Annotated in this window: 16 protein-coding genes; 9 read left to right on the forward strand and 7 right to left on the reverse strand. The window is 68.4% G+C overall.

Annotated elements, in window-relative coordinates:
* Genes ABDJ85_RS02050 through ABDJ85_RS02070 form a run of 5 tightly spaced genes read left to right on the forward strand, consistent with a single transcriptional unit; the run spans position 1 to position 3,596 of the window.
* A complete protein-coding gene (locus ABDJ85_RS02050) occupies positions 1-489 on the forward strand; it encodes a TRAP transporter small permease (protein ID WP_430765516.1) in 489 nt (162 codons plus the stop codon).
* 1 nt (position 490) lies between these two features.
* Positions 491-1,798: a TRAP transporter large permease gene (locus ABDJ85_RS02055; protein ID WP_347703060.1), complete on the forward strand. Its 1,308-nt coding sequence runs from the start codon at positions 491-493 to the stop codon at positions 1,796-1,798.
* A gap of 18 nt (positions 1,799-1,816) precedes the next feature.
* Positions 1,817-2,938, forward strand: a complete 1,122-nt coding sequence (locus ABDJ85_RS02060) for a dienelactone hydrolase family protein (protein WP_347703061.1) — start codon at positions 1,817-1,819, stop codon at positions 2,936-2,938.
* 38 nt (positions 2,939-2,976) lie between these two features.
* Positions 2,977-3,201: an AbrB/MazE/SpoVT family DNA-binding domain-containing protein gene (locus ABDJ85_RS02065; RefSeq protein ID WP_347703062.1), complete on the forward strand. Its 225-nt coding sequence runs from the start codon at positions 2,977-2,979 to the stop codon at positions 3,199-3,201.
* A complete protein-coding gene (locus ABDJ85_RS02070; protein ID WP_347703063.1) occupies positions 3,198-3,596 on the forward strand; it encodes a type II toxin-antitoxin system death-on-curing family toxin in 399 nt (132 codons plus the stop codon). The genes ABDJ85_RS02065 and ABDJ85_RS02070 overlap by 4 nt, the downstream gene beginning before the upstream one ends.
* On the opposite strand, the gene ABDJ85_RS02075 is transcribed toward ABDJ85_RS02070, so the two are convergent.
* From ABDJ85_RS02075 to ABDJ85_RS02100, 6 genes are all read right to left on the reverse strand, one after another.
* On the reverse strand, positions 3,586-4,077 hold the full coding sequence (locus ABDJ85_RS02075) for a YgjV family protein (protein ID WP_347703064.1): 492 nt from the start codon (positions 4,075-4,077) through the stop codon (positions 3,586-3,588). The genes ABDJ85_RS02070 and ABDJ85_RS02075 overlap by 11 nt on opposite strands.
* A gap of 8 nt (positions 4,078-4,085) precedes the next feature.
* Positions 4,086-4,427 carry a hypothetical protein gene (locus ABDJ85_RS02080; protein ID WP_347703065.1) on the reverse strand — a complete coding sequence of 114 codons (342 nt, stop codon included), beginning with the start codon at positions 4,425-4,427 and terminating at the stop codon, positions 4,086-4,088.
* Positions 4,428-4,446: 19 nt separating this feature from the next.
* A complete protein-coding gene (locus tag ABDJ85_RS02085; protein ID WP_347703066.1) occupies positions 4,447-5,172 on the reverse strand; it encodes a rhamnogalacturonan acetylesterase in 726 nt (241 codons plus the stop codon).
* Positions 5,169-7,979: a pectinesterase family protein gene (locus ABDJ85_RS02090; protein ID WP_347703067.1), complete on the reverse strand. Its 2,811-nt coding sequence runs from the start codon at positions 7,977-7,979 to the stop codon at positions 5,169-5,171. Before ABDJ85_RS02090 ends, ABDJ85_RS02085 begins: the two co-directional genes overlap by 4 nt.
* 14 nt (positions 7,980-7,993) lie before the next feature.
* Positions 7,994-8,521 (reverse strand): PEP-CTERM sorting domain-containing protein, encoded by a 528-nt coding sequence (locus ABDJ85_RS02095; protein ID WP_347703068.1) that lies wholly within the window; start codon positions 8,519-8,521, stop codon positions 7,994-7,996.
* Positions 8,522-8,683: 162 nt separating this feature from the next.
* Positions 8,684-11,644, reverse strand: a complete 2,961-nt coding sequence (locus tag ABDJ85_RS02100) for a TonB-dependent receptor (RefSeq protein ID WP_347703069.1) — start codon at positions 11,642-11,644, stop codon at positions 8,684-8,686.
* Between the two features lie 445 nt (positions 11,645-12,089).
* On the opposite strand from ABDJ85_RS02100, the gene kduD reads away from it, so the two are divergent.
* From kduD to kdgR, 4 genes are all read left to right on the forward strand, one after another.
* Positions 12,090-12,851: a 2-dehydro-3-deoxy-D-gluconate 5-dehydrogenase KduD gene (kduD, locus tag ABDJ85_RS02105; protein WP_347703070.1), complete on the forward strand. Its 762-nt coding sequence runs from the start codon at positions 12,090-12,092 to the stop codon at positions 12,849-12,851.
* A 168-nt stretch (positions 12,852-13,019) separates the two neighbouring features.
* On the forward strand, positions 13,020-14,192 hold the full coding sequence (locus ABDJ85_RS02110) for an oligogalacturonate lyase family protein (protein WP_347703071.1): 1,173 nt from the start codon (positions 13,020-13,022) through the stop codon (positions 14,190-14,192).
* A complete protein-coding gene (locus ABDJ85_RS02115; RefSeq protein ID WP_347703072.1) occupies positions 14,189-15,325 on the forward strand; it encodes a pectinesterase family protein in 1,137 nt (378 codons plus the stop codon). Before ABDJ85_RS02110 ends, ABDJ85_RS02115 begins: the two co-directional genes overlap by 4 nt.
* 77 nt (positions 15,326-15,402) lie before the next feature.
* Positions 15,403-16,221, forward strand: coding sequence for a DNA-binding transcriptional regulator KdgR (gene kdgR / locus ABDJ85_RS02120; protein ID WP_347703073.1), 819 nt, complete (start codon positions 15,403-15,405; stop codon positions 16,219-16,221).
* A 181-nt stretch (positions 16,222-16,402) separates the two neighbouring features.
* Here the strand turns inward: kdgR and ABDJ85_RS02125 are convergent, their stop codons facing one another.
* Complete coding sequence (locus ABDJ85_RS02125) at positions 16,403-19,225, reverse strand: M16 family metallopeptidase (protein WP_347703074.1); 2,823 nt, start codon at positions 19,223-19,225, stop codon at positions 16,403-16,405.
* Positions 19,226-19,245: the final 20 nt, after the last annotated feature.

Raw genomic sequence — 19,245 nt, forward strand, 5'->3', positions numbered from 1 at the left:
CTGTATTCCCAACTCTGCGCCCAGCTCTCGCGCTGGGCCCTGCGTGCCTGCGTGCTCGGCCTCGTCGTGCTGGTGCTCTGCGTGCAATGGCAGGTGGTGGGCCGCTACCTGCTGAACGATTCCCCCACCTGGACCGAGCCCGTGGCTCTGCTGCTGGTGCTCTACATCACGGCGCTGGCCGTGGCGGTGGGCGTGCGCGACGCGGGCCACCTGGGCATGGAGTCGCTCGTGGCGCTGCTGCCGCGCGGCGCGCAGCGTGTGGCCGAGGGGCTGATCCACCTGTGCGTGCTGGTGTTTGCCGTGCTGATGGCGCAAGCCGGCTGGGAGTGGCTGACGCTGAAATGGGACGAACCCAAGCCCATGCTCGGCGTGCCCGAGGGGCTGGACTATCTGCCGCTGGTGATCTCGGGCGGCTTGATCGTGCTCTTTTGCATCGAGCACTTGATCGCGCTGCTGCGCGGCCAGTCGGTTGAACCCGCCGGAGTTTGAGATGGAAGGCAGTTTTGAACTCTGGGTGATGTGCGGCAGCTTCGTGCTGCTCTTGGTGCTCGGCGTGCCGGTGGCCTTTGCCATCGGGCTCTCGTCGGTGGCCACGGTGGTGGCGGCCGACCTGCCGGTGGCGGTGGTGTTCCAGAAGATGGTCGGCGGGATGCAGGTGTTCTCCTTCCTCGCGATTCCCTTCTTCATCTTTGCGGGCGAGCTGATGCTGCATGGCGGCATTGCCGAGCGCATCGTCACCTTTGCCAACCGGCTGGTGGGCCACGTGCGCGGTGGCCTCGGCATGAGCAATGTGCTCGGCTGCACGCTGTTCGGCGGCGTGGCGGGCTCGCCGCTCGCGGACGTGTCGGCCATGGGCTCGGTGATGATCCCGCTGATGAAGCGCGAGGGCTATGACGCCGACTACGCGGTCAACGTCACCACGCACGCGGCCCTCGTCGGCGCGCTGATGCCCACCTCGCACAACCTCATCATCTACGTGCTGGCGACGGCCGGCATCGCGGCGGTGAGCGTGTTCAACCTGATCCTGGCCTGCCTGCTGCCGGCACTGTTCCTGACCGTGGCCAACCTGGTCGCTGCGTATGGCGTGGCCGTCAAGCGCGGCTACCCGACACACGGTGCCTTCCCGGGCTGGGGGCCGGTCTTTACAGCGCTGCTGGCTGCCCTGCCGGGCCTGCTCGTGATCGTCATCATCTTGGGCGGCATCCTCAGCGGCGTCTTCACGGCCACCGAGTCGGCCGCCACCGCCGTGTGCTGGGCGCTCATCGTCACCGGCCTGGCCTACCGCTCCTTGAGCTGGCAGGGCTTTTTGGCCGCCTGCGCCAAGGCCTGCAAGACCACCGGCGTGGTGCTGCTCTTGATCGGCATCTCCTCGGCCTTTGGCTACTTCATGGCGCTCTACGAGGTGCCGCAAAAGACCGGCGACTGGCTGCAGCAGCTCAGCGGCAACCAGCCCTGGCTGATCTTCCTGTGGGTCAACGTGCTGCTCTTCCTGCTCGGCACCTTTCTCGACATGGCCGCCACCATCCTGATCTGCACGCCCATCTTTTTGCCCATCTGCATGAAGGCCGGCATGGACCCGACGCAGTTCGGCGTGGTGATGCTGCTGAACTGCGCGCTCGGCCTCAACACCCCGCCGGTGGGCAGCACGCAGTTCGTGGGCTGCGCGATTGGCGGCGTGTCCGTCGGGCAGGTGATGCGCTCCATCGCGCCCTTCTACGGCGCGCTCTTGGTGACCCTGCTGGCGGTGACGTATGTGCCGATGCTGTCGCTGGGTTTGCCCAAGTGGGTGGGCGGCTGAAGCAACGATGATCTGGCGATGATCCGTCGCCGTCACTTCTCGCTGCTGCCTGCAGCGCTGTTGGCCGCTCCCGCACTCGCTGGGCTCGACGACAGCCTGCAGCGCCTGCAGCAGCAATGGCGCCCGCGACTGGCCTGGCGGGCCGAGCCCAGCTGGCACGCCGAGGCGCTGGCCAGCGCGCAGCGCCACATCCTGCAGCCGGGCGACGACGGCGCCCGCTTCGACACCGACGTGCTGGCCGAAGAGACCCGTGCCGGCGGCGTGCTGGCCCAGCAGCTGCGCCTGCGCGTGGCGGCGGGCGAGCATGCGCCGGCCCTCTTCTTGCGCCCGGCCGGCCCCGGCCCCCACCCGGCCGTGCTGCTGCTGCACGACCACGGCGCGCGCTTCGACATCGGCAAGGAAAAGCTCATCGCCCCCATGGCCGGTGCTGCCGAGACCGCGTCGGCCAAGGCCTGGGCCGCGCGCTACTTCGACAGCACCTTCATTGGCGACTGGCTGGCCGCCCAAGGCTATGCGGTGCTGTGCGTCGACGCCTTGGGTTGGGGTGGCCGCACGCGGCCTGGCTTTGCGCGTGACGACCAGCAAGCCCTCGCGGCCCACCTGCAGCAGCTCGGCTTCTCCTGGGCCGGCCTGATCGCCAGCGACGACCTGCGCAGCCTGCGCTGGCTGCGCGCGCAGGACGGCATCGACCGCCATCGCGTGGGCGTGTTCGGCTTCTCGATGGGCGCCTTCCGCGCCTGGCAACTGGCTGCTGTCGCTGAGCCGCACGAAGCGCAAGCCTGCATCGCTGCGCACTGGATGTGCACCCGCGAAGGCCTGCTGCGCCCCGGCGGCAACGCGCTGGCCGGCCAGTCCGCCTTCACCATGCTCCACCCCGGCCTCGCAGCCGAGCTCGACCACCCCGACGTGGCCGCCCTCATCGCCCCGCGGCCCCTGTTGCTGATGGGCTCGCCCGAGGACGCCCTCTTCCCCTGGGACGCCGCGCAGACCGCCGCCCGCCAACTGGCCCGCGCGTGGCCTGGCGGGCGGGGCTTTCAATACGAGGCCGTGGCGGGTGGGCATCGCTTTGGGCGTGAGGCGCAGCAACTGGCCGCGCAATGGCTCAAGGCCCGGCTTGCACCCTCCTCGCCCAGCGTTTAGTATTACGTTTGTTATAACTCTCAAGCAGAGGCGCCACCATGAGCGCACTCAAGATCACCCAGATCGGCAACTCCCTCGGCGTGATCCTGCCCAAGGAAGTGCTGGCGCGGCTCAAGGTGGAAAAGGGCGACCTGCTCTATCTGTCCGAGGCCGTCAACGGCGTGCTGATCTCGCCCTACAGCCCGGAGTTCGAGCAGCAGATGGACGCCGCGCGCAGCATCATGAAGAAGCGCCGCGCCGTGCTGCGTGAACTGGCCAAATGAGCCAAGCCCGGCCTTGGCGTTGGCTGGACGCCAACGTGCTGCGGGCCATCCACCACGAGCAGTTGGCCGAGCATGGCGGCGCCACTGGGGTACGTGACGAGGGCCTCTTCGAGTCCGCCGTGGCGCGGCCGCAGAACCTCGCCCACTACGGCGAGTCTGATGTCTTTGAACTCGCTGCCGCCTACGCGGTGGGCCTCGCCAAGAATCACCCATTCGTCGACGGCAACAAGCGCACGGCCTACGTGGCGATGGAACTCTTCCTCTGGCTCAACGGGCTGGAGCTGGTCGCCCACGACGCCGACTGTGTGATGACCATGCTCGGCGTCGCGGCCAGCGCGATCGAGGAGCCCAAACTCGCTGACTGGTTGCGCGAGAACACCGAGCCTATCGGCTAGCCCCTCGCCACAGCACCCAACACGTCCGCACATTCGTCACCATCAGCACGCCCTCCAGCAGCGTGCCGCCGATGGACCCGACGAGCAGGTTGTTGACGAGCCAGAGCCCGGTGCCGACCAGCATCAGGGCGCGCATGCGCAACCCGTGCAGGAAGAAGAGCGAGAAGGTGCCGATGCAGCTGGCGACGATCGGCAGCAGGCTGAGCCAGCCCTTCATCAGCCACACGCCCAGCCCGGCCGACAGCAGGATGAAGAACACGCCCACGGCCGGCGTGCGCGCCTTGATGGACGCCAGCGAGCGCAGCAGCGACACCGTGGTGCTGGCCATGGCCGTGGGCTGGCCGAGCAACGCAAAGTGGCCGATGTAGGCCGCGCACTCGGCTGCCATGAAGAGCTTGAAGCGGCGGTCGTCGGTCTGCGCAAAGCAGACGACGCCGAGCACGAAGGCGGCATAGCCCAGCAGCTGGGCCAGGGAGAACACTTCAGCGATCAAAGTTCGTCGGCGCTGTCGCGCGTGGGTTGGGGCGCGGCGGGCTGGAAGCACCAGCGGTCACCCTCGCGCCGACCGCGCACCAGGCGCCGATGCTGGCCCCGGACGGTGACGCCATCGCAGGCGTGGAAGGCCTCCCAAGACACGCTGTAGTGCAGGGCCACGCCGGTGGCGCTGGTCTCCACGGCCTCGATGGTGAGGGCCTGTAGCAAGGCCAGCTCATCGAACTCGACAACGCTCAGGTCAAGCGCGGGCTGCAGCAAGGGCAGATGAATTTGGAAGTGGGGCACCAGCTCCGCATCCTCAGGTGGGATGGGAACGACGATCGCGGCAGCAGGCATGCGCCGATTTTCGCGCGGCTTACCTCAGGGTCTGCGCGCTCTGCAGTTGGGGCCGCAGCTTGATCAAACCCGCCACCACCATGTCGGCAAAGTAGGCGGCGCCCTTGGGCCCAAGGTGGGTGCGGTCAAAGCGCGGCGGAGCTTCGGCCAGGGTGTCGGCTTCCTGCTGACCCAGGGCCTGCACGGCCGCATGGCTGACGGCGTTGAGGTCGAACACGGGCACTTGCTCGGCCTCGGCGACGCGGATCACGGCCTCGGCCCAGGGGCGCAGGTCGTTGGTGAGCAGGCCGTCCTTGAAGCTGCGGCGCGTGAGCGGGGTGATGAGGATGATCTCGGCCCCGGTGGCTTTGACCTCGCGCACATAGGCGCTGAGGTTGGGGCCGAACTCGGTGGCCAGATCCGTGCTGCGGCCGGGCTTGCCGGGCTGGTCGTTGTGGCCGAGCTGGAGCAGCACCAGGTTCTTTTGCGGCGCGCCCTTTTCGTTCAGGAGCTGGAGCACGGTGTCCCACAGCCCCTCGGCGCGGTAGCTCTTGCTGGAGCGGCCACCGCGCGCGAGGTTAAGGCAGGCGACTTGCTGGAAGCGCTCACACAGCTGATTGCCGTAGCCGCTGCGCGGGGCCATGGTGGAGTCGCCGACGAGGATGAGGCGCGGGCCTGTCGCAACGCTGGCGGGCGTCTCGCCCGTGACTTGCGCGGCGGCGCCAAAGGCCACCGCCAGACACAGCGCAAGCCACACGCGCCTCACGGGCTGGGCACCCAGCCGCCGGGCGCGCCGGTGGCGATGGTGGAAGCCTGGAAGACCTCGGCACGCGTGGTGAAGCCGGCCGTGCTGTCGAAGGGCTTGGCCAGGGTCACATTGGCGGGCAGGCCGCCCACGGTCACGCTGGCAGCGCCGAGACGGCTGCTGACATTCAGCGGCGCACCGCTCGCGTCCATGTTGCCGGCCTCGCGCCAGCCCGCAGCGTCGGTGGCGCCGCCGTTGGCGGTGCCGGCCCAGGGCGGTGGGTTGGTGCTGCAACTGCCCGCGCCGGTGCCCGTCTTGCTGGTGCCGGTGCCCAGGCACCAGCCCACCGGCAGGATGTGCGTGTCCATGCGAGTGTTGATGAAGGCGACGTTGTCGACGTAGGTGCTGCTCGTGGTGCCACCGCTGCGCGCCAGGTAGGCCTGGGTCACGCCTGCCCCGGCGGTGAGGCGGCTGTTGAGGAAGACAAAACCCTTGTCGCCCGCCGTGGCGCGGGCCTGCACGATGTAGCCGGGCGAACTGCTGCTGTTGTCAAAGACGGAGCGGATCTCGCAGTCCTCGAACAAGGCGGCCATCACATTGCCCCAGATGTAGTCCACATTGCCCGCCACCAGCGACTGGTAGACCCAGACATAGCCCTTGAGCTGCAGGGTGTCCTGCTCGGACAGGAAGTTCATCTGCTTGGCCACCAGGCGGGCTGCGTTGGCAGCGGTGCCGGTGTTGAAGTAGATCGCTTCGGCCTGATTGTCGTAAGTGCTGGTGCGGACGTGGGCGTTCTGCAGCGTGAAGTTGCTAAGGGAGAGCAGGTCGGCCCCTTCGACGAGCAACACGGCACGGCCGCCGCCCAGGTTGCGGTGGCCGACGACCTTGCCCGAGGTGGAGAGCGTGGTGGTGGCGCTGGTGGCCGAGGTGCCACTGCCGCTGTTGAGCGACTCGTAGTTCACGTCGCCGACGATCACGCCGGCACGGCTCTCGCCCACGATGCTGAGGTTGGCCACGTTGCGCAGCATCAGCAGCTCGGGGTAGAGGCCGGCACCCACGGTGATGGTCTTGGGCGTGGTGACGGTGTTGCAGCCATTGGCCGACACCGAGCTGTAGCAGCGCGCCATGATCCAGTTGAGCGCGCCCTGCACGGTGCGGAAGTCGGCGCCCGGCTCGGTGGCGGACACGCGCACCGCCGTGTTCGACAGCGGCGCTGCCTTGGTCGTGAAGCTCCAGGCCCCAGCCCCGACGCCATTGAAGGCCGCGCCATTGATGGTGCCCACCAACATGCCGCTGTCGAGCGTCACGTAGTAGTTGGTGGCTGGGCTGAGCTTGTTGTTGTGCAGGCGGATGGTGGCGGTGTTGCCGACGATGCTGACCGGGCGGTACCAGACGTAGCGGGCACGGCCATCGGGCATGGCGCCGCTGCCTATGGCATCGATCTCAAGGTTGGTGCGCGGGATGAGGGTCTGGGTGTCGGTGCTGGAGGGCGCGGTCGAGACGTCGATGCTGTCCACCAGGGTGCCGTCGGCGCGGAACACGCGCAGCTTGCCGGTACTGCCCAGCACCGGGGCGCTGTCAAAGGCGATCGAGAGGCTGGTGTCGGTGTGCACGCCAGTGGCGCCGGCCGCCGGCACCAGGGTGCCCGGCACCGCGCCGGTGTTGCCGCCGCCGGTGATGCTGCTGCTGATCTTGCCGGCGCCGGCCTGGGCCAGCACGCTGGCCTTGACCAGGGCGGCAGGCTTGGGCGCAAAGGCATAGGGCGGCGTCCAGGTGGCATTGCTGGACACCGGGCAGGCGCCCAGCACCGTGCCGTTGAGCACCGAGCCCGCGTCCTTGAAGAAGCTGACCGCGTCGGCGCTCAGGGTCTGCAGGATGCCGACACAGTCGCCCGCCGCAGCGCCGGTGATGGCAAAGAGGTTGGCGTGCGAGAGGATCTGCCCGCTCTTGCCCACGCCGATGCTGTAGGAGTGCGGATAGGGGTTCGCGGCCTTGTCGCCCACGAAGTAGTTGTTGAAGACGTGCACGAGCCCGAAGCGCACGCGCGGCACGCGCTGCTGGGCGTTGCGGAACAGATTGCCCGCGATGGTGACCTTGAGCCGCCCCACGTCGGCGGCGGCTGTGCTGCCGGTGTCCGAACTGCCGATCAGCATGGTCTTGTCATGCATCTCGATGATGTTGTTCGTGACGCTGACGTAGTCGGCCGCCTTGGTGATGTCGATGGCGCCGTCGTGGCACTGGCGGGTCTTGCCGTTCTCGATGGGCAGCAGGTTGTCCGTCACCGGCACATCGGTGATGGTGTTGCGGTCGATCCAGACGTGGTCGGCCCCGGTCACCGAGATGGCGTCGTAGGCGGCGTTCCAGTTGCCGGTAGCGCCATCCGTCGGGTCCCAGATGGGGCCGACATCGCAGGGCGCGACGATGGTCAGGTTGCGCACGATGACGTTGCTGACGCCGGCGATGTTGATCCAGGCGTTGACGAAACCGGCGCCTGGCCCGCCGCCGATCAGGGTGGTGTTGCTGGGCAGCTTGACCTGGCCGCGCGCCTTTTGGTCGGAGGTGCTGGTGAAGGGCGTGCCCTGGCTCATGTCGATGCTGCCCACGACCTTGATGATCTTGGGCTGGAAGGCGCCATTGCTGATGGCGGCCAGCAGCTGGCTGCGGTTGCTGACGCTGTAGATCTGGCTCGGCGCTGCAGTAGCACCACCGGTGGTGCCGCCGGCTTGCGCAGCCCAGCCGTCCGTGGGGGCGGTTTGCAGGGCGGGATCAACGGCGGCTAGGGCCGCGCTGCCCGCGAGGGCCAGCGCCGCGAGAAGAAGCTTGTGCATGTGGCGCCTCCCGATCAAGCCGCCGTGCGGCGACGCTGTACCAGGCCGATCAGGCCGAGGCCCAGCCACGCCAGGCCCGCAGGCTCAGGCACGGCAAAGCGGCCGCTGAAGGGTGCATTCGTGTCGGGCGTGAAGGCCTGGCCGTCGATGCTCAGACGCAGGCTGTCGGCGTCGAGCACGGTGAGCGTGAGCCCGGCAGCCGCGCCGTCCCAGCCGGCACGGACCAGGCGGCCGCCGAGGTCGCTGAAGTCGAAGTCGTAGACGCCACTGGCGAGGGCAGCCAGGCCGTAGACGTCAAAGCTGCCGTCGCTGCGGAAGTCGAAAGCGAGGTTGAAGTCGTCGGAGAGGAACTCGACGTCGCCAAAGCTGTCGCTGATGGCGCTGCTGGCGGGGTTGGTGGCTGCGCTGTAGCCATCAGCCAGCGAGTAGAAGCTGCCACCGCTGGCGGTGACCGTGACGGTCGGGGCAGCGTGTGCAGTAAGGGCCGGGAGAGCGAAGGAGGCGAGGCCGAGCAAGGCGGCGCAAAGACGGCGGGTGTTCATCGGAGTTCCATGTGGAGAAACCTCCGATGGCGGGCCTGCAGGACCGAGCCGACGGCTGGTGATTGAGTTCAAGAGGCGGGGCCGGCACGTGACAGACGTGCCGGCCCACCTGGGGCGGTCGAGGAGACGAAACGACGACCGGAGAAGCGGGCTGCTGGGCGCTTAGAAGTCCATCCGCGCGCCGACCATGACCTCGCGGCCGGTGACCGTGTTCTGCACCACGCTGTTGCGCACGCTGCTGGTGTAGAGGTCGTTGGCCTGGTTGGTCAGGTTGATCGCTTCGAGGCTGACGCTGAACTTCTTGGTGAGCTTGTAGGAGGCCGAGAAGTCCACGTTGCGGGTGCCGTTCTTGCCGTCCACGTCGTTGGTCGGCGTGGCGGCCGGCACGGCCTGCAGGTACTTGGAGCGCGTAGCCACCGAGGCGCGGAGCATCAGGGTGCCGTCGTCGTAGTACAGCGAGGCATTCCACGAGCGCGGCGACATATTGATCAGGTCAGCCTCGATCGGAGTGTTGTTGGTGGCCGAGGTGGCGTACTTGATCTTGGACTTGATGAAGGTGTAGTTGGCCAGCAAGCCGATGTTCTTGCCGAAGGAGGGCAGGAAGGTGAAGGGCTGCTGGTAGTTCAGCTCCAGGCCCTTGACCTTGCCACCTTCGGTGTTGAAGCTGGAACGCACCGAGAAGATCTCATTGCCCGTGAAGTTGGTGGGCAGGATGCTCTGCGGCAGGCCGGTCTGGTTGAACGGCAGGTTGATCGTGGTGCTGGTGATGAAGCTGCTGATGTCCTTGTAGAAGAAGCCGGCGCCGATCATCGAGTTCTTGGCGAAGTACCACTCGGTGCCCAGGTCCAGGGTCTTGGCGCGATAGGGTTGCAGCAGCGGGTTGCCGTTGGAGATGTTGAGCTGGCCGGTCGTGCTGACCGAGCCGCCAGGGTTCATGGAACCCAGGTTGGGCCGCGTCATCACCTGGGCCACGCCAGCGCGCAGCAGCCAGTTGCGGGTCAGCTCAGCCGTGAGGTTGGCGGAGGGCAGCATGTCGCTGTAGCTGTGCGGGACCGACACCTGGGTGCCGCCGCCCGTGGCCAGGTAGCCGGTGGAGACCACTTGGGTCTTGACGAAGCGCGTGCCGATGTCGCCACGGACGGGGACGTCGCCCAGGCGGGTCTTGAAGTCGAGCTGGGCGAACCAGCCACGGTCCACTTCCTCGATGGCGAAGTTGCTGCCGCGGGCGTTGCCGTTGGTGATGGACGTGAGCGTGTAGTCGCCAGGGCCGTTGACCGGGCCGCTCTTCAAGCAGTTGCAATAGATGTCGTAGGCCGAGGCGATGGCATCCAGGTTGGGCACCGCCCAGCCGGTGATGGTGCCAGCAGGCAGGCCTTGGCCCTTGCCGATGCCGGTGATGGTGGTCGAGAGACTGGCCGCCGTGGAGCCCGTGGGGACGCCGTAGATGGTTTCGACGCCACGGCGCGACTCGAAAGTGTTGAAGCCGTACTTCTTGTAGCTGGCGCCGGCCTTCAGGGTCATGTCGTCCGCAAACTCCCAGGCGATGTTGGCCGTCAGGGTGTCGGTGCGGTTGTCGGTGCCATTGGGGCGGATGCGGATCTCGCTGGGCAGGCTGTTGGCCAGGGAGGTAGCGCCCGCAGGCACACCGACGATGGTGAGCGCGCCGCCGGTCTGCAAAGGATCGAAGCCGTACTTGATCAGCGGCGTGCGGCTGCCGGTGCGGAAGTCGATCTCGTAGCCATTGGTGTTGGGCGCATCCAGCGTGGTCGTGGTCTGGATGGGGTTGCGGAACTGCGAGTCCGAGCGGCCGGCCAGCACAGTGAGCTTGGCGGTGTCACTAAGGTCGTGCTCGACCGTCAGCGTGGGCTGCTTGTAGATGGTGTAGAGCTTGTCAAAGCGCTGCTCGGAGCGCATGTCCACGGCGTTGTACTTGCCATAGAGCAGGCCGCCATTGCTGTCGTACTCGGACGCCAGCACGCTCACTTGCGGCTTGCCGCCGGAACTCAGTGCGCGGCTGAAGGGCATGGCCTCCAGGTAGTTTTCCTGGCGCGTAGCGTCGAGCTTGGCGTAGAGGTAGTCCAGCGTGACCAGCGTGCCTTCCATCGGGCGCGCCTGGAAGGAGCTGGTGATGCCCAGACGCTCCTGCTCGTGCACGAGGCGCATATAACGCGGCAGGCGCGGATGGAAGTTGTTGGCCGACGAGGCGGTTTGGTAGTTGGCCTGGTTCTCAGCGGTGTTGGGCAGGCGCGAGATGCCTTGCGCAGTCGGGCCGCAGGTGGTGGCCGTGGAGCCTGTGGGCAGTGTGGTGCCGGTGGCGATGGTGGCGCCCTGCGGGGGGCACCAGCCGCCGTTGGAGGTGCCGTTGTCCCAGCGCACCGTGCCAAAGCCTTCTTCGAACAGATTGCGCTTGGAGTACGCGGCCGAGAACAGGGCGCCGAACTTCTTGTCCATGAAGGTGTCGGCGATCAGGAAGGTGGCGCGCGGCGCGCTCTTGCCCGACAGGTCGTTGTAGGTGCCCTTGACGCTGGCCAGCGCGGTGAAGCCCTTCTTCAGGTCGAAGGGGCGGCCGGTGGTCAGGTCGATGGTGGCGCCGAGCGAGCCCTCGTCCACCTCGGCCTGGCCGGTCTTGCGCACGGTGATGGAGTTGAAGAGCTCGGAGGCGAAGACGTTGAAGTCCATCGTCCGGCCGCGGTTGTTGCCGCCCGAGGCGTCGGAGCCGCCGGTGGAGGCCATGGCTTCGAGGCCATTGATGCGGGTGCGGGTGAAGCCGCCACCCAAGCCGCGCACCGTGATCTGGCGGCCTTCGCCGGCGTCCCGGTCAATCGCCACGCCGGGCACGCGCTGCAGCGACTCGGCCAGGTTGGTGTCGGGGAACTTGCCCAGGTCTTCGGCGCGGATCACGTCGACCACGCCGGAAGAACTGCGCTTCTTGTTCAGCGCGTTTTCCAGCGAGGCGCGCAGGCCGGTCACCACGACGGTGTCCAGCTGGTTGGGCTCGGCGGGCGCGGCAGTTTGGGCAGCGGCCTGTTGCACCAGGCACAGCGCGGCGAGCGCGACGGCCGTGGGCAGCGCGGCAGGGCGGCCAGTCAAGGCAAAGGAGGAGCGGGGGCGCTTGGCGGTCATGGTCTTGTCTCCGTGGAATCAGGTCGTCTTGGCCATCAATGGGGCGGGTCACCGCCAGCACATCAAAAGACCGCGGAGGGCGCTCGCAGGGCGCCGCTGATGGGCCTGGAACGCTGCAGTGCGCCCCGGGCTCATGGGCTCGAAAGAATCGGTCGGTGCAAGGCTGGCGGCCGGTGCGCGCAGTGCGCCCAACAGGCTTCCCGCCCCCATCGAATGCAGCTACTATAGCGGCGCCACGATTTTTTGAAACATCGGTTCACTCCGAAGAAACCATGATTTCGACAAATCGAACCGGCGTTTAACCTCATCGGCAGCGCGAGGGCTCCAGGCCTGCGCGAACCCCTCGCAACCCACCCCGGCCTGCCGCCCGGCTCCCGGCCGGAGCCCCGTCTTCCCCACCCCCGAGCCCCGGCACCGGGGGGCGTTCACCACAAGGAGTAGAGGCGTGATCCTCGACCAGTTCAATCTCAAGGGCCGCGTGGCCATCGTCACCGGCTGCAACACCGGCCTGGGCCAGGGCATGGCCGTGGCGCTGGCGCAAGCCGGGGCCGATGTTGTCGGTGTCAACGTCACCGACCCGGACGAAACCCGTGACGCCGTGCTGGCCACCGGCCGCCGCTTCCTGGACCTGCGCGCCAATCTGTCCGACGTCTCCTGCCTGGCCGACCTCGTCGCCCAGGCCAAGGCCTTTGGTGGCCGCATCGACATCCTGGTCAACAACGCCGGCATCATCCGCCGTGACGATGCCATCAAGTTCAGCGAGAAGGACTGGGACGACGTCGTCGACCTCAACCTCAAGACCGTGTTCTTCTTCAGCCAGGCCGTGGCACGTGAATACATCGCCCAGGGCTCGGGCGGCAAGATCATCAACATCGCGTCGATGCTGTCCTACCAGGGCGGCATCCGCGTGCCCTCCTACACCGCCAGCAAGAGCGGCGTGATGGGCATCACCCGCCTGATGGCCAATGAGTGGGCGCAGCACCGCATCAATGTCAACGCCATCGCCCCGGGCTATATGGCCACCAACAACACCGCCCAGCTGCGCGCCGACGAAAGCCGCAACTCCGCCATCCTCGACCGCATCCCCGCTGGCCGCTGGGGCCTGCCCGAAGACCTGGCCGGCCCGGTCGTCTTCCTGGCCTCGCCCGCGTCTGACTACGTGAACGGCTACACCGTCGCTGTGGATGGTGGCTGGCTCGCCCGATGAGGGTGCCCCCCGCCCAGCCAAGCGTCGCTGAACGCGCGCCAGCCTGGTCGGCCCCCCGAGGGGGCGGCGATGCTCGCGGCGTTGAGCCGCTCGCACATCGCCAGAACGGGCCGGCTTGGGGCGGCCCGGCGCTCGGCCCGCAAGTCGAGCGGCACTAAGGTTCATGTCATGAAAGCCACCGAGCGCCGATTCAACTTCGTCACCACGGCCGACCCCGACACCGGGGCCCGGGTGACGCGGCTCACGCCGCTGACCCACACCTGCCACCGCAACTACTTCTACCAAAAGTGCTTCACGAACGACGGCCGCAAGCTGATCTTCGGCGGTGAGTTCGGCCCCCAGCCCAGCCCGAACTGGAACTACCACCTGCTGGACCTCGACACCCAGGTGGCCACGCAGCTGACCGATGGCGCGGGCGAGAACACCTTTGGCGGCTTCCTCAGCCCGGACGACCGTTTCCTCTACTTCGTGCGCGCCGAGCGCCACCTGATCCGGCTCGCCCTCGCTGACCTCAGCGAAACCACGGTCTACACCACCGACGCGGACTGGGTCGCCTACGGCACCTGGGTGGCCAACAGCAGTTGCACCAAGATGGTCGGCATCGAGATCTCGGCCACGGACTGGTTCCCGCTGAACACCTGGGAAAAGTTCAACGAGATGTTCCACAAGAAGCCGCTGTGCCGGCTCTTCAGCGTGGACCTCTCAACGGGGCAACGCACCGTCATCCTGGAGCAGCGAGGCTGGCTGGGCCACCCGCAGTACCGGCCGTTTGACGACCACACCGTGGCCTATTGCCACGAAGGCCCGCACGACCTGATCGACGCGCGCATGTGGTTCATCAACGAAGACGGCACGAACCGACGCTGCGGCAAAGCCCACGAGAACGGCGAGAGCTGCACCCACGAGTTCTGGGTGCCCGACGGCAGCGCCATGATCTACGTCAGCTACCGCCACGACTCGCCGGACCGCTGGATCTGCAGCCTCGACCCCGTCACGCTGGAGAACAAGGTCCTGACCGTGATGCCGCAGTGCTCGCACCTGATGAGCAACCACGACGGCAGCCTCATCGTGGGCGACGGCTGCGGCAAGGCCAGCGGCGACAGCAGTGCCAGCAATGCCATGCTCCAGGGCGACCCCTACCTGCACCTCTTCGACCTCAAGGCCGGCGCTACCCGCCCCATCGCACGCCACGACAGCGGCTGGGGCGTCTACAAGGACAACCGCCAGGTCACCCACCCGCACCCCAGCTTCACGCCCGACGAGAAGCAGGTGCTGTTCAGCTGCGACAAGGAGCCCGGCGAGCCCGCCCTCTACCTGGCCGACATCGAGGCGCCTGCGTGAGAGCCCTGGCCCCGGGCCTGCTGCTCAGCCTGCTGCTCAGCCTGCCAGCGCTCGCCCAGGACGCGCGGCCGCAGATGAGCGCGGCCGAGGCGGCCCACCACCTGCCCCAGCACTATCTCGACGGCTGGCAGCCCGGCCCCCTCCAGCCACGCCCGCCGGATTTCATCGTCGCCGCTGACGGCAGCGGCACCCATCGCAGCGTGCAAGCCGCGCTCGATGCCCTGCCCCCGCGAGCGACGGGCGACACCAAGCACTGGCTGATCCAGATCCAGCCCGGCCGCTATGTCGAGCAGCTGTGCGTGCAAGGCCGCGCGCCCTTCACCCTGCGGGGCGACCCGAGCGCGCCCAGCCGCGTCACCCTCAGCTTCAGCCTGCACGCGGCGCTGCCGCAATCTCAAGGCAAGGCCAACCCCTGCATGGCCCACAGCCGGCCCGAGGTCGGCACCGCCGGCAGCGCCAGCGTGGCCCTGCTGGGGGACAACATCGAACTCGTCGGCCTGAGCATCCGCAACGACGCCCTGGAAGCCGTGCGCCGGGGCCAGGGCTACCCCTTGGGCAGTGGCGAGACCGGCGGCGCCCAGGCCGTGGCCCTGCTGCTGGAGGGCGACCGCCTGCTGCTCGACCACGTCGAACTCTGGGGCCACCAGGACACCTTCTATGTGCGCCGCCCTACTGGTTCGCCCGGCCGCATGCTGGTGCGCCACAGCCTCATTGCCGGGGACGTTGACTTCATCTTCGGCAACGCCCGCTTGGTCATCGACCAGAGCCGCATCCTCAGCCGCGCCGGCCGGCGCGGGCCCGGCGAGGGCGGCATCGTCTTTGCGCCCAGCACCGCCCCGGGTGAGCGCTACGGCTTCCTCGTCACCCACAGCGAGCTGGTGGCAGAGCCCGGCCTCGCCCCGGGCAGCGTCGCCCTCGGCCGCGCCTGGGATGCCGGCGTCAAGAAGGGTGAATGGCAGCCCGGCGTCTCGCCCAATGGGCAACTGCTGATCCGCGACAGCGCCTTGGGCGCCCACCTCGGGCCTTGGGTGGCCTCCACCGCCCGCCGCCCCTACACAGCCGTGGGCGAGACCGCCGCCCGTCTCCACGAGTACAACAGCCAGCCGACCCCAGACCCAGGCAAGACGCCCTGATGGATCGCTCAAACCCTGGATTGGTAGCGCTGCCATACCGATGGACAATGCACCCTGACACCTCCCACCTTCGCGCCGTGAATACAGCATCCGCCCCGCTCGACGACGACCTTCCCGACAGCAAGCAGCCCGAAAGCGTCGCCGCCGTCCTCAAGGTGTTTGCCATCCTGCAAGCGCTGTCCGAGCGCAACGAGACCGGCGTCTCCGAGCTGTCCATGCGCCTGGCCATGCCCAAGGCCACGGTCTACCGCTTCCTGCAGACCATGAAGACCCTGGGCTATGTGCGCCAGGAGGCCGACAGCGAGCGCTACGGCCTGACCATGCGCATGTTCGAGCTGGGGGCCAAGGCCCTGTCCTACCCCGAGCTGGTCGACCTCGCCAAGCACCACATGAACCTGCTCGCCGACCTCAGCGGCGAGACCGTCCACCTGGGCATGCTGATCGAGAGCGAGATCATCTACATCCACAAGGTGGACTCGCGCCACATGCTCGGCATGTACTCCCGCGTCGGCCGCCGCGCGCCCCTGCACTGCACCGCCATCGGCAAGGTGCTGATGGCCTGGGAGCACCCCGAGCGCCGCGACCGCATCCTTGACGGCGCGCCCTTCCAGAAGTTCCGCGAGAAGACCATCACCGACCGCGGCGAGTTCCTCAAGGAGCTGGAGCAGGTGCGCAAGCAGCGCTTTGCCGAAGACCGCGAGGAGTTCGACGACCACATCCGCTGCGTCGGCGTCCCCATCTTCGACCGCCTAGGCCAACCCCTGGCCGGCATGAGCGTGTCCTTCCCGACCTTCCGCTACGACGAGAGCAAGGTCGGCGCCGTCGTCACCGCACTGCAGAAGGCCGCGAAGGACATCTCCGAGCGGCTGGGCTGCATCAACTACCCGGCGGCCTGAGCCCGGTCAGGTGGCTGCGACCCGCCGCCAGTAAAACGGGGCATTTCGGGCCGAGCGCCGGGCCGCCCCAAGCCGGCCCCTTGTGGCCGTCGGCGGCTCGACGCCGCTGATGGCCTCATCCCCTCGGGGGATCGGCCAGACTCGCCCGCGTTCAGCGAGGCGAGGTTGGACGAGGGGCTCCTCACTTCAGCGGCTCGCCCTCCGGGCCCAACTCCAGCACCGTGCCGCGCGCCTTCTTCAGCTGCGGGCCGATCTGCGCGCGGTCGCCCACGGCGATCACGGTCTGGCGGGCCGGGTCCACGTGTTGGCGGGCGGCTTGCAGCGCGGTGGCGGCGGTCACGCTGCCCAATTGCGCCGGCAGCGCACGCAGCGCCTCGATGGGCTGGCCGATGACCCACTGGTTGGCATAGCCCTGCACCACGGCGGCATTGGTGTCGAACTGGCCCGGCAGCGCCAGCATCACGGCATTGCGCACGCGGCTCAGCTCAGGTGTGCCCATGGGGGTCTTGCGCATGGCGGTGACTTCGCGGGCGATGTCCTGCAGCGCGGCGCCGGTCACGTCGCTGCGCACGCTGCCGTAGAGGCCGAAGCTGCCGCGCTCGCGGCCCATCTGGAAGCCAGAGTAGATGCCATAGGTGTAGCCCTTGACCTCGCGCAGCTGCTGGTTGATGCGTGAGGTGAAGAGGCCGCCGAGGGCCGCGTTCATCACCTTGATGGCGGCCGTGTCGGGCGCGCCGGCGCGGGGGCCGGGGCTGACGACGGCGAGCGCGGTTTGCGCGGCACCGGCCTGGTGGACCAGCACGGTGCGCGCGGCCAGCGGCTGCGGTGCCGGCAGGGGCGCCAGCGCAGCGCTGTTGGCGGGGGCCGCCCAGCCGCCCAGCAGGCGCTCGGCCAGGGCGCGCAGCTCGGCTTCGTCGATGTCGCCGGCCACCACCAGGGCCGCGCGGTCGGGCCGGTAGTGGGCCTGCCAGAAGGCGCGCACCCTAGCCACGTCCAGGGCCTTGAGGCTGGCCTCGGTGCCCAGGGCCGCCGTGCCCAGTGGGTGGGCCTTGCCGTAAAGCGCCCGGGCGGCGACGTTCTGGGCCAGGGTCGGGCCGTCCTCGCGCTGCTGTGACAGCGCCGCCAGGCGCTGGCCGCGCTGACGCTCGAACTCAGCGGCATCGAAGGCGGGGCGAAGCAGCACGTCAGCCAGCAGCTCCATGCCGGGGCCCACCTGGGCACGCAGGCAGTTGAGGTCGATGCGGGCACTCTCGGCGCCAGCCTCGGCGTGCAGCTGGGCGCCTAAAGCAGCGAGGGCTTCGGCCAGTTGCTGGCCAGTGCGCGTGGTGGTGCCCTCGGTCAGCATGCCGGCGGTGAAGCTGGCAAGACCCGGCTTGTCGATCGGGTTGGCCGACTGGCCGGCGCGCAGCACCAGGCTGGCGCTGACCAGGGGCAGGCCGGGCTTGGGCGAGTGCAGCACCGTCAGCCCATTGGCGAGCTGGAAGCTGCGCACCGTCGGCAAGGCGAGCGGCTTGGCGGCGCTTGCGGCCGGTAGCTTGGCGCGCCAGGCGGCGTCGGCATTGATGCCCACGCCCTTGGTCGCCTTGCGCGGCGGCGGCGGCGTGGGCACGTCGGCAGCCAGCAGCTTCTCGCCCGGCACGGTGTGCAGGCTGACGCGCGCGTCCTTGCGCAGCCAGCGCGCGGCGGCCGCGCTCACTTGCTGGGGCGTGATGCCGCGATAGCGCGCCAGGTCCTGGGTCACAAAGCCGGGGTCGCCGGCCATCTGGTTGTAGAAGTTGACGAGGTCAGCGAGGGTGGCGACCTTTTCCATGCGTTGCAGCAGCTGGGTCTCGACGGCCGCGCGGGCGCGGGCCACTTCGGCCTCGCTGGGCGGCTCGGCGGCCAGGCGGGCAATCTCGGCATCGACGAGGGCCTCGATGTCGTCGAGCTTGGCACCCGGCCGCGCGACGACCTCGACGTTGAACAGCGAGCCGAGCGAGGCCGAGTCCTGCACGACCTGCACGCTCTGCGCCAGTTGCTTGTCGCGCACCAGGAGGCCATAGAGCCGGCTGGCCTTGCCGCCGCCCAGCACGTGGCTGACGACGTCCAGCTCGGCGTCGCCCGCCGCCGCGTAGGCCGGGCTGTGCCAGGCCAGCGTGAGGCGCGGCAGCTCGATGCGGTCGGTCACCACCAGGCGCCGCTCGGCGCTGATCACGGGCTGGGCCACCTGCACCTCGGGCGGCTTGGGGCCGGCCTTGAGCGGGCCAAAGTAGCGCGTGACCAGGGCCTTGGCCTCGGCGGGATCAAAGTCGCCGGCCAGCACCAGGGTCGCGTTGTTAGGCCGGTAGTAGGTGCGCGCAAAGTCGCGCACGTCGGACAGCTTGATGGACTGGATGTCGGCGTGCGAGCCGATGATGGCGGCGCGGTAGGGGTGGCCCTCCGGGAACAGCGCGGCATAGAGCGCCTCGTCGGCCACGCCGTAGGGGCGGTTCTCGGTGGTCTGGCGGCGCTCGTTGCGCACCACGTCCTGCTGGTTGGCCAGCGCCACGGCGTCCACCTCGTCGAGCATGTAGCCCAGCATGTCGGACTTGAGCCAGAGCCCCAGCGCCAGCTGGTGCGAAGGCAAGGTGAAGAAGTAGTTGGTGCGGTCGAAGTTGGTGGAGCCGTTGCTGTCGGTGCCCCCGGCGGCGTCGACAAACTTGTCGAACTGCCCGCGCGGCACGTGCTTGCTGCCGGCGAACATCAGATGCTCGAAGAGGTGGGCAAAACCAGTCTGCCCCTTGGCCTCATTGCGCGGGCCGGCGTGCACCCAGAGGTTGAAGGCCACCAGGGGCAGGCGGTGGTCCTCGACCAGGATGACCTCGAAGCCGTTCTCCAGCCGGAACTTCTCATGCCGGATGGCAAGCCGGCCTTGCTCAGTAACGACCGCGCCCTGCACCTGGGCGGCAGCGGGCTGCGGCGCCGCAACGGCGGCAACGAGGACACCCACCAGGGCGAGCACGGAAGCGAAGTGGTTCAGACGCATGGCAGCAGAGGTGCAAAGGA

Source organism: Roseateles paludis, from assembly GCF_039872745.1.
Lineage (GTDB): Bacteria > Pseudomonadota > Gammaproteobacteria > Burkholderiales > Burkholderiaceae_C > Pelomonas > Pelomonas paludis.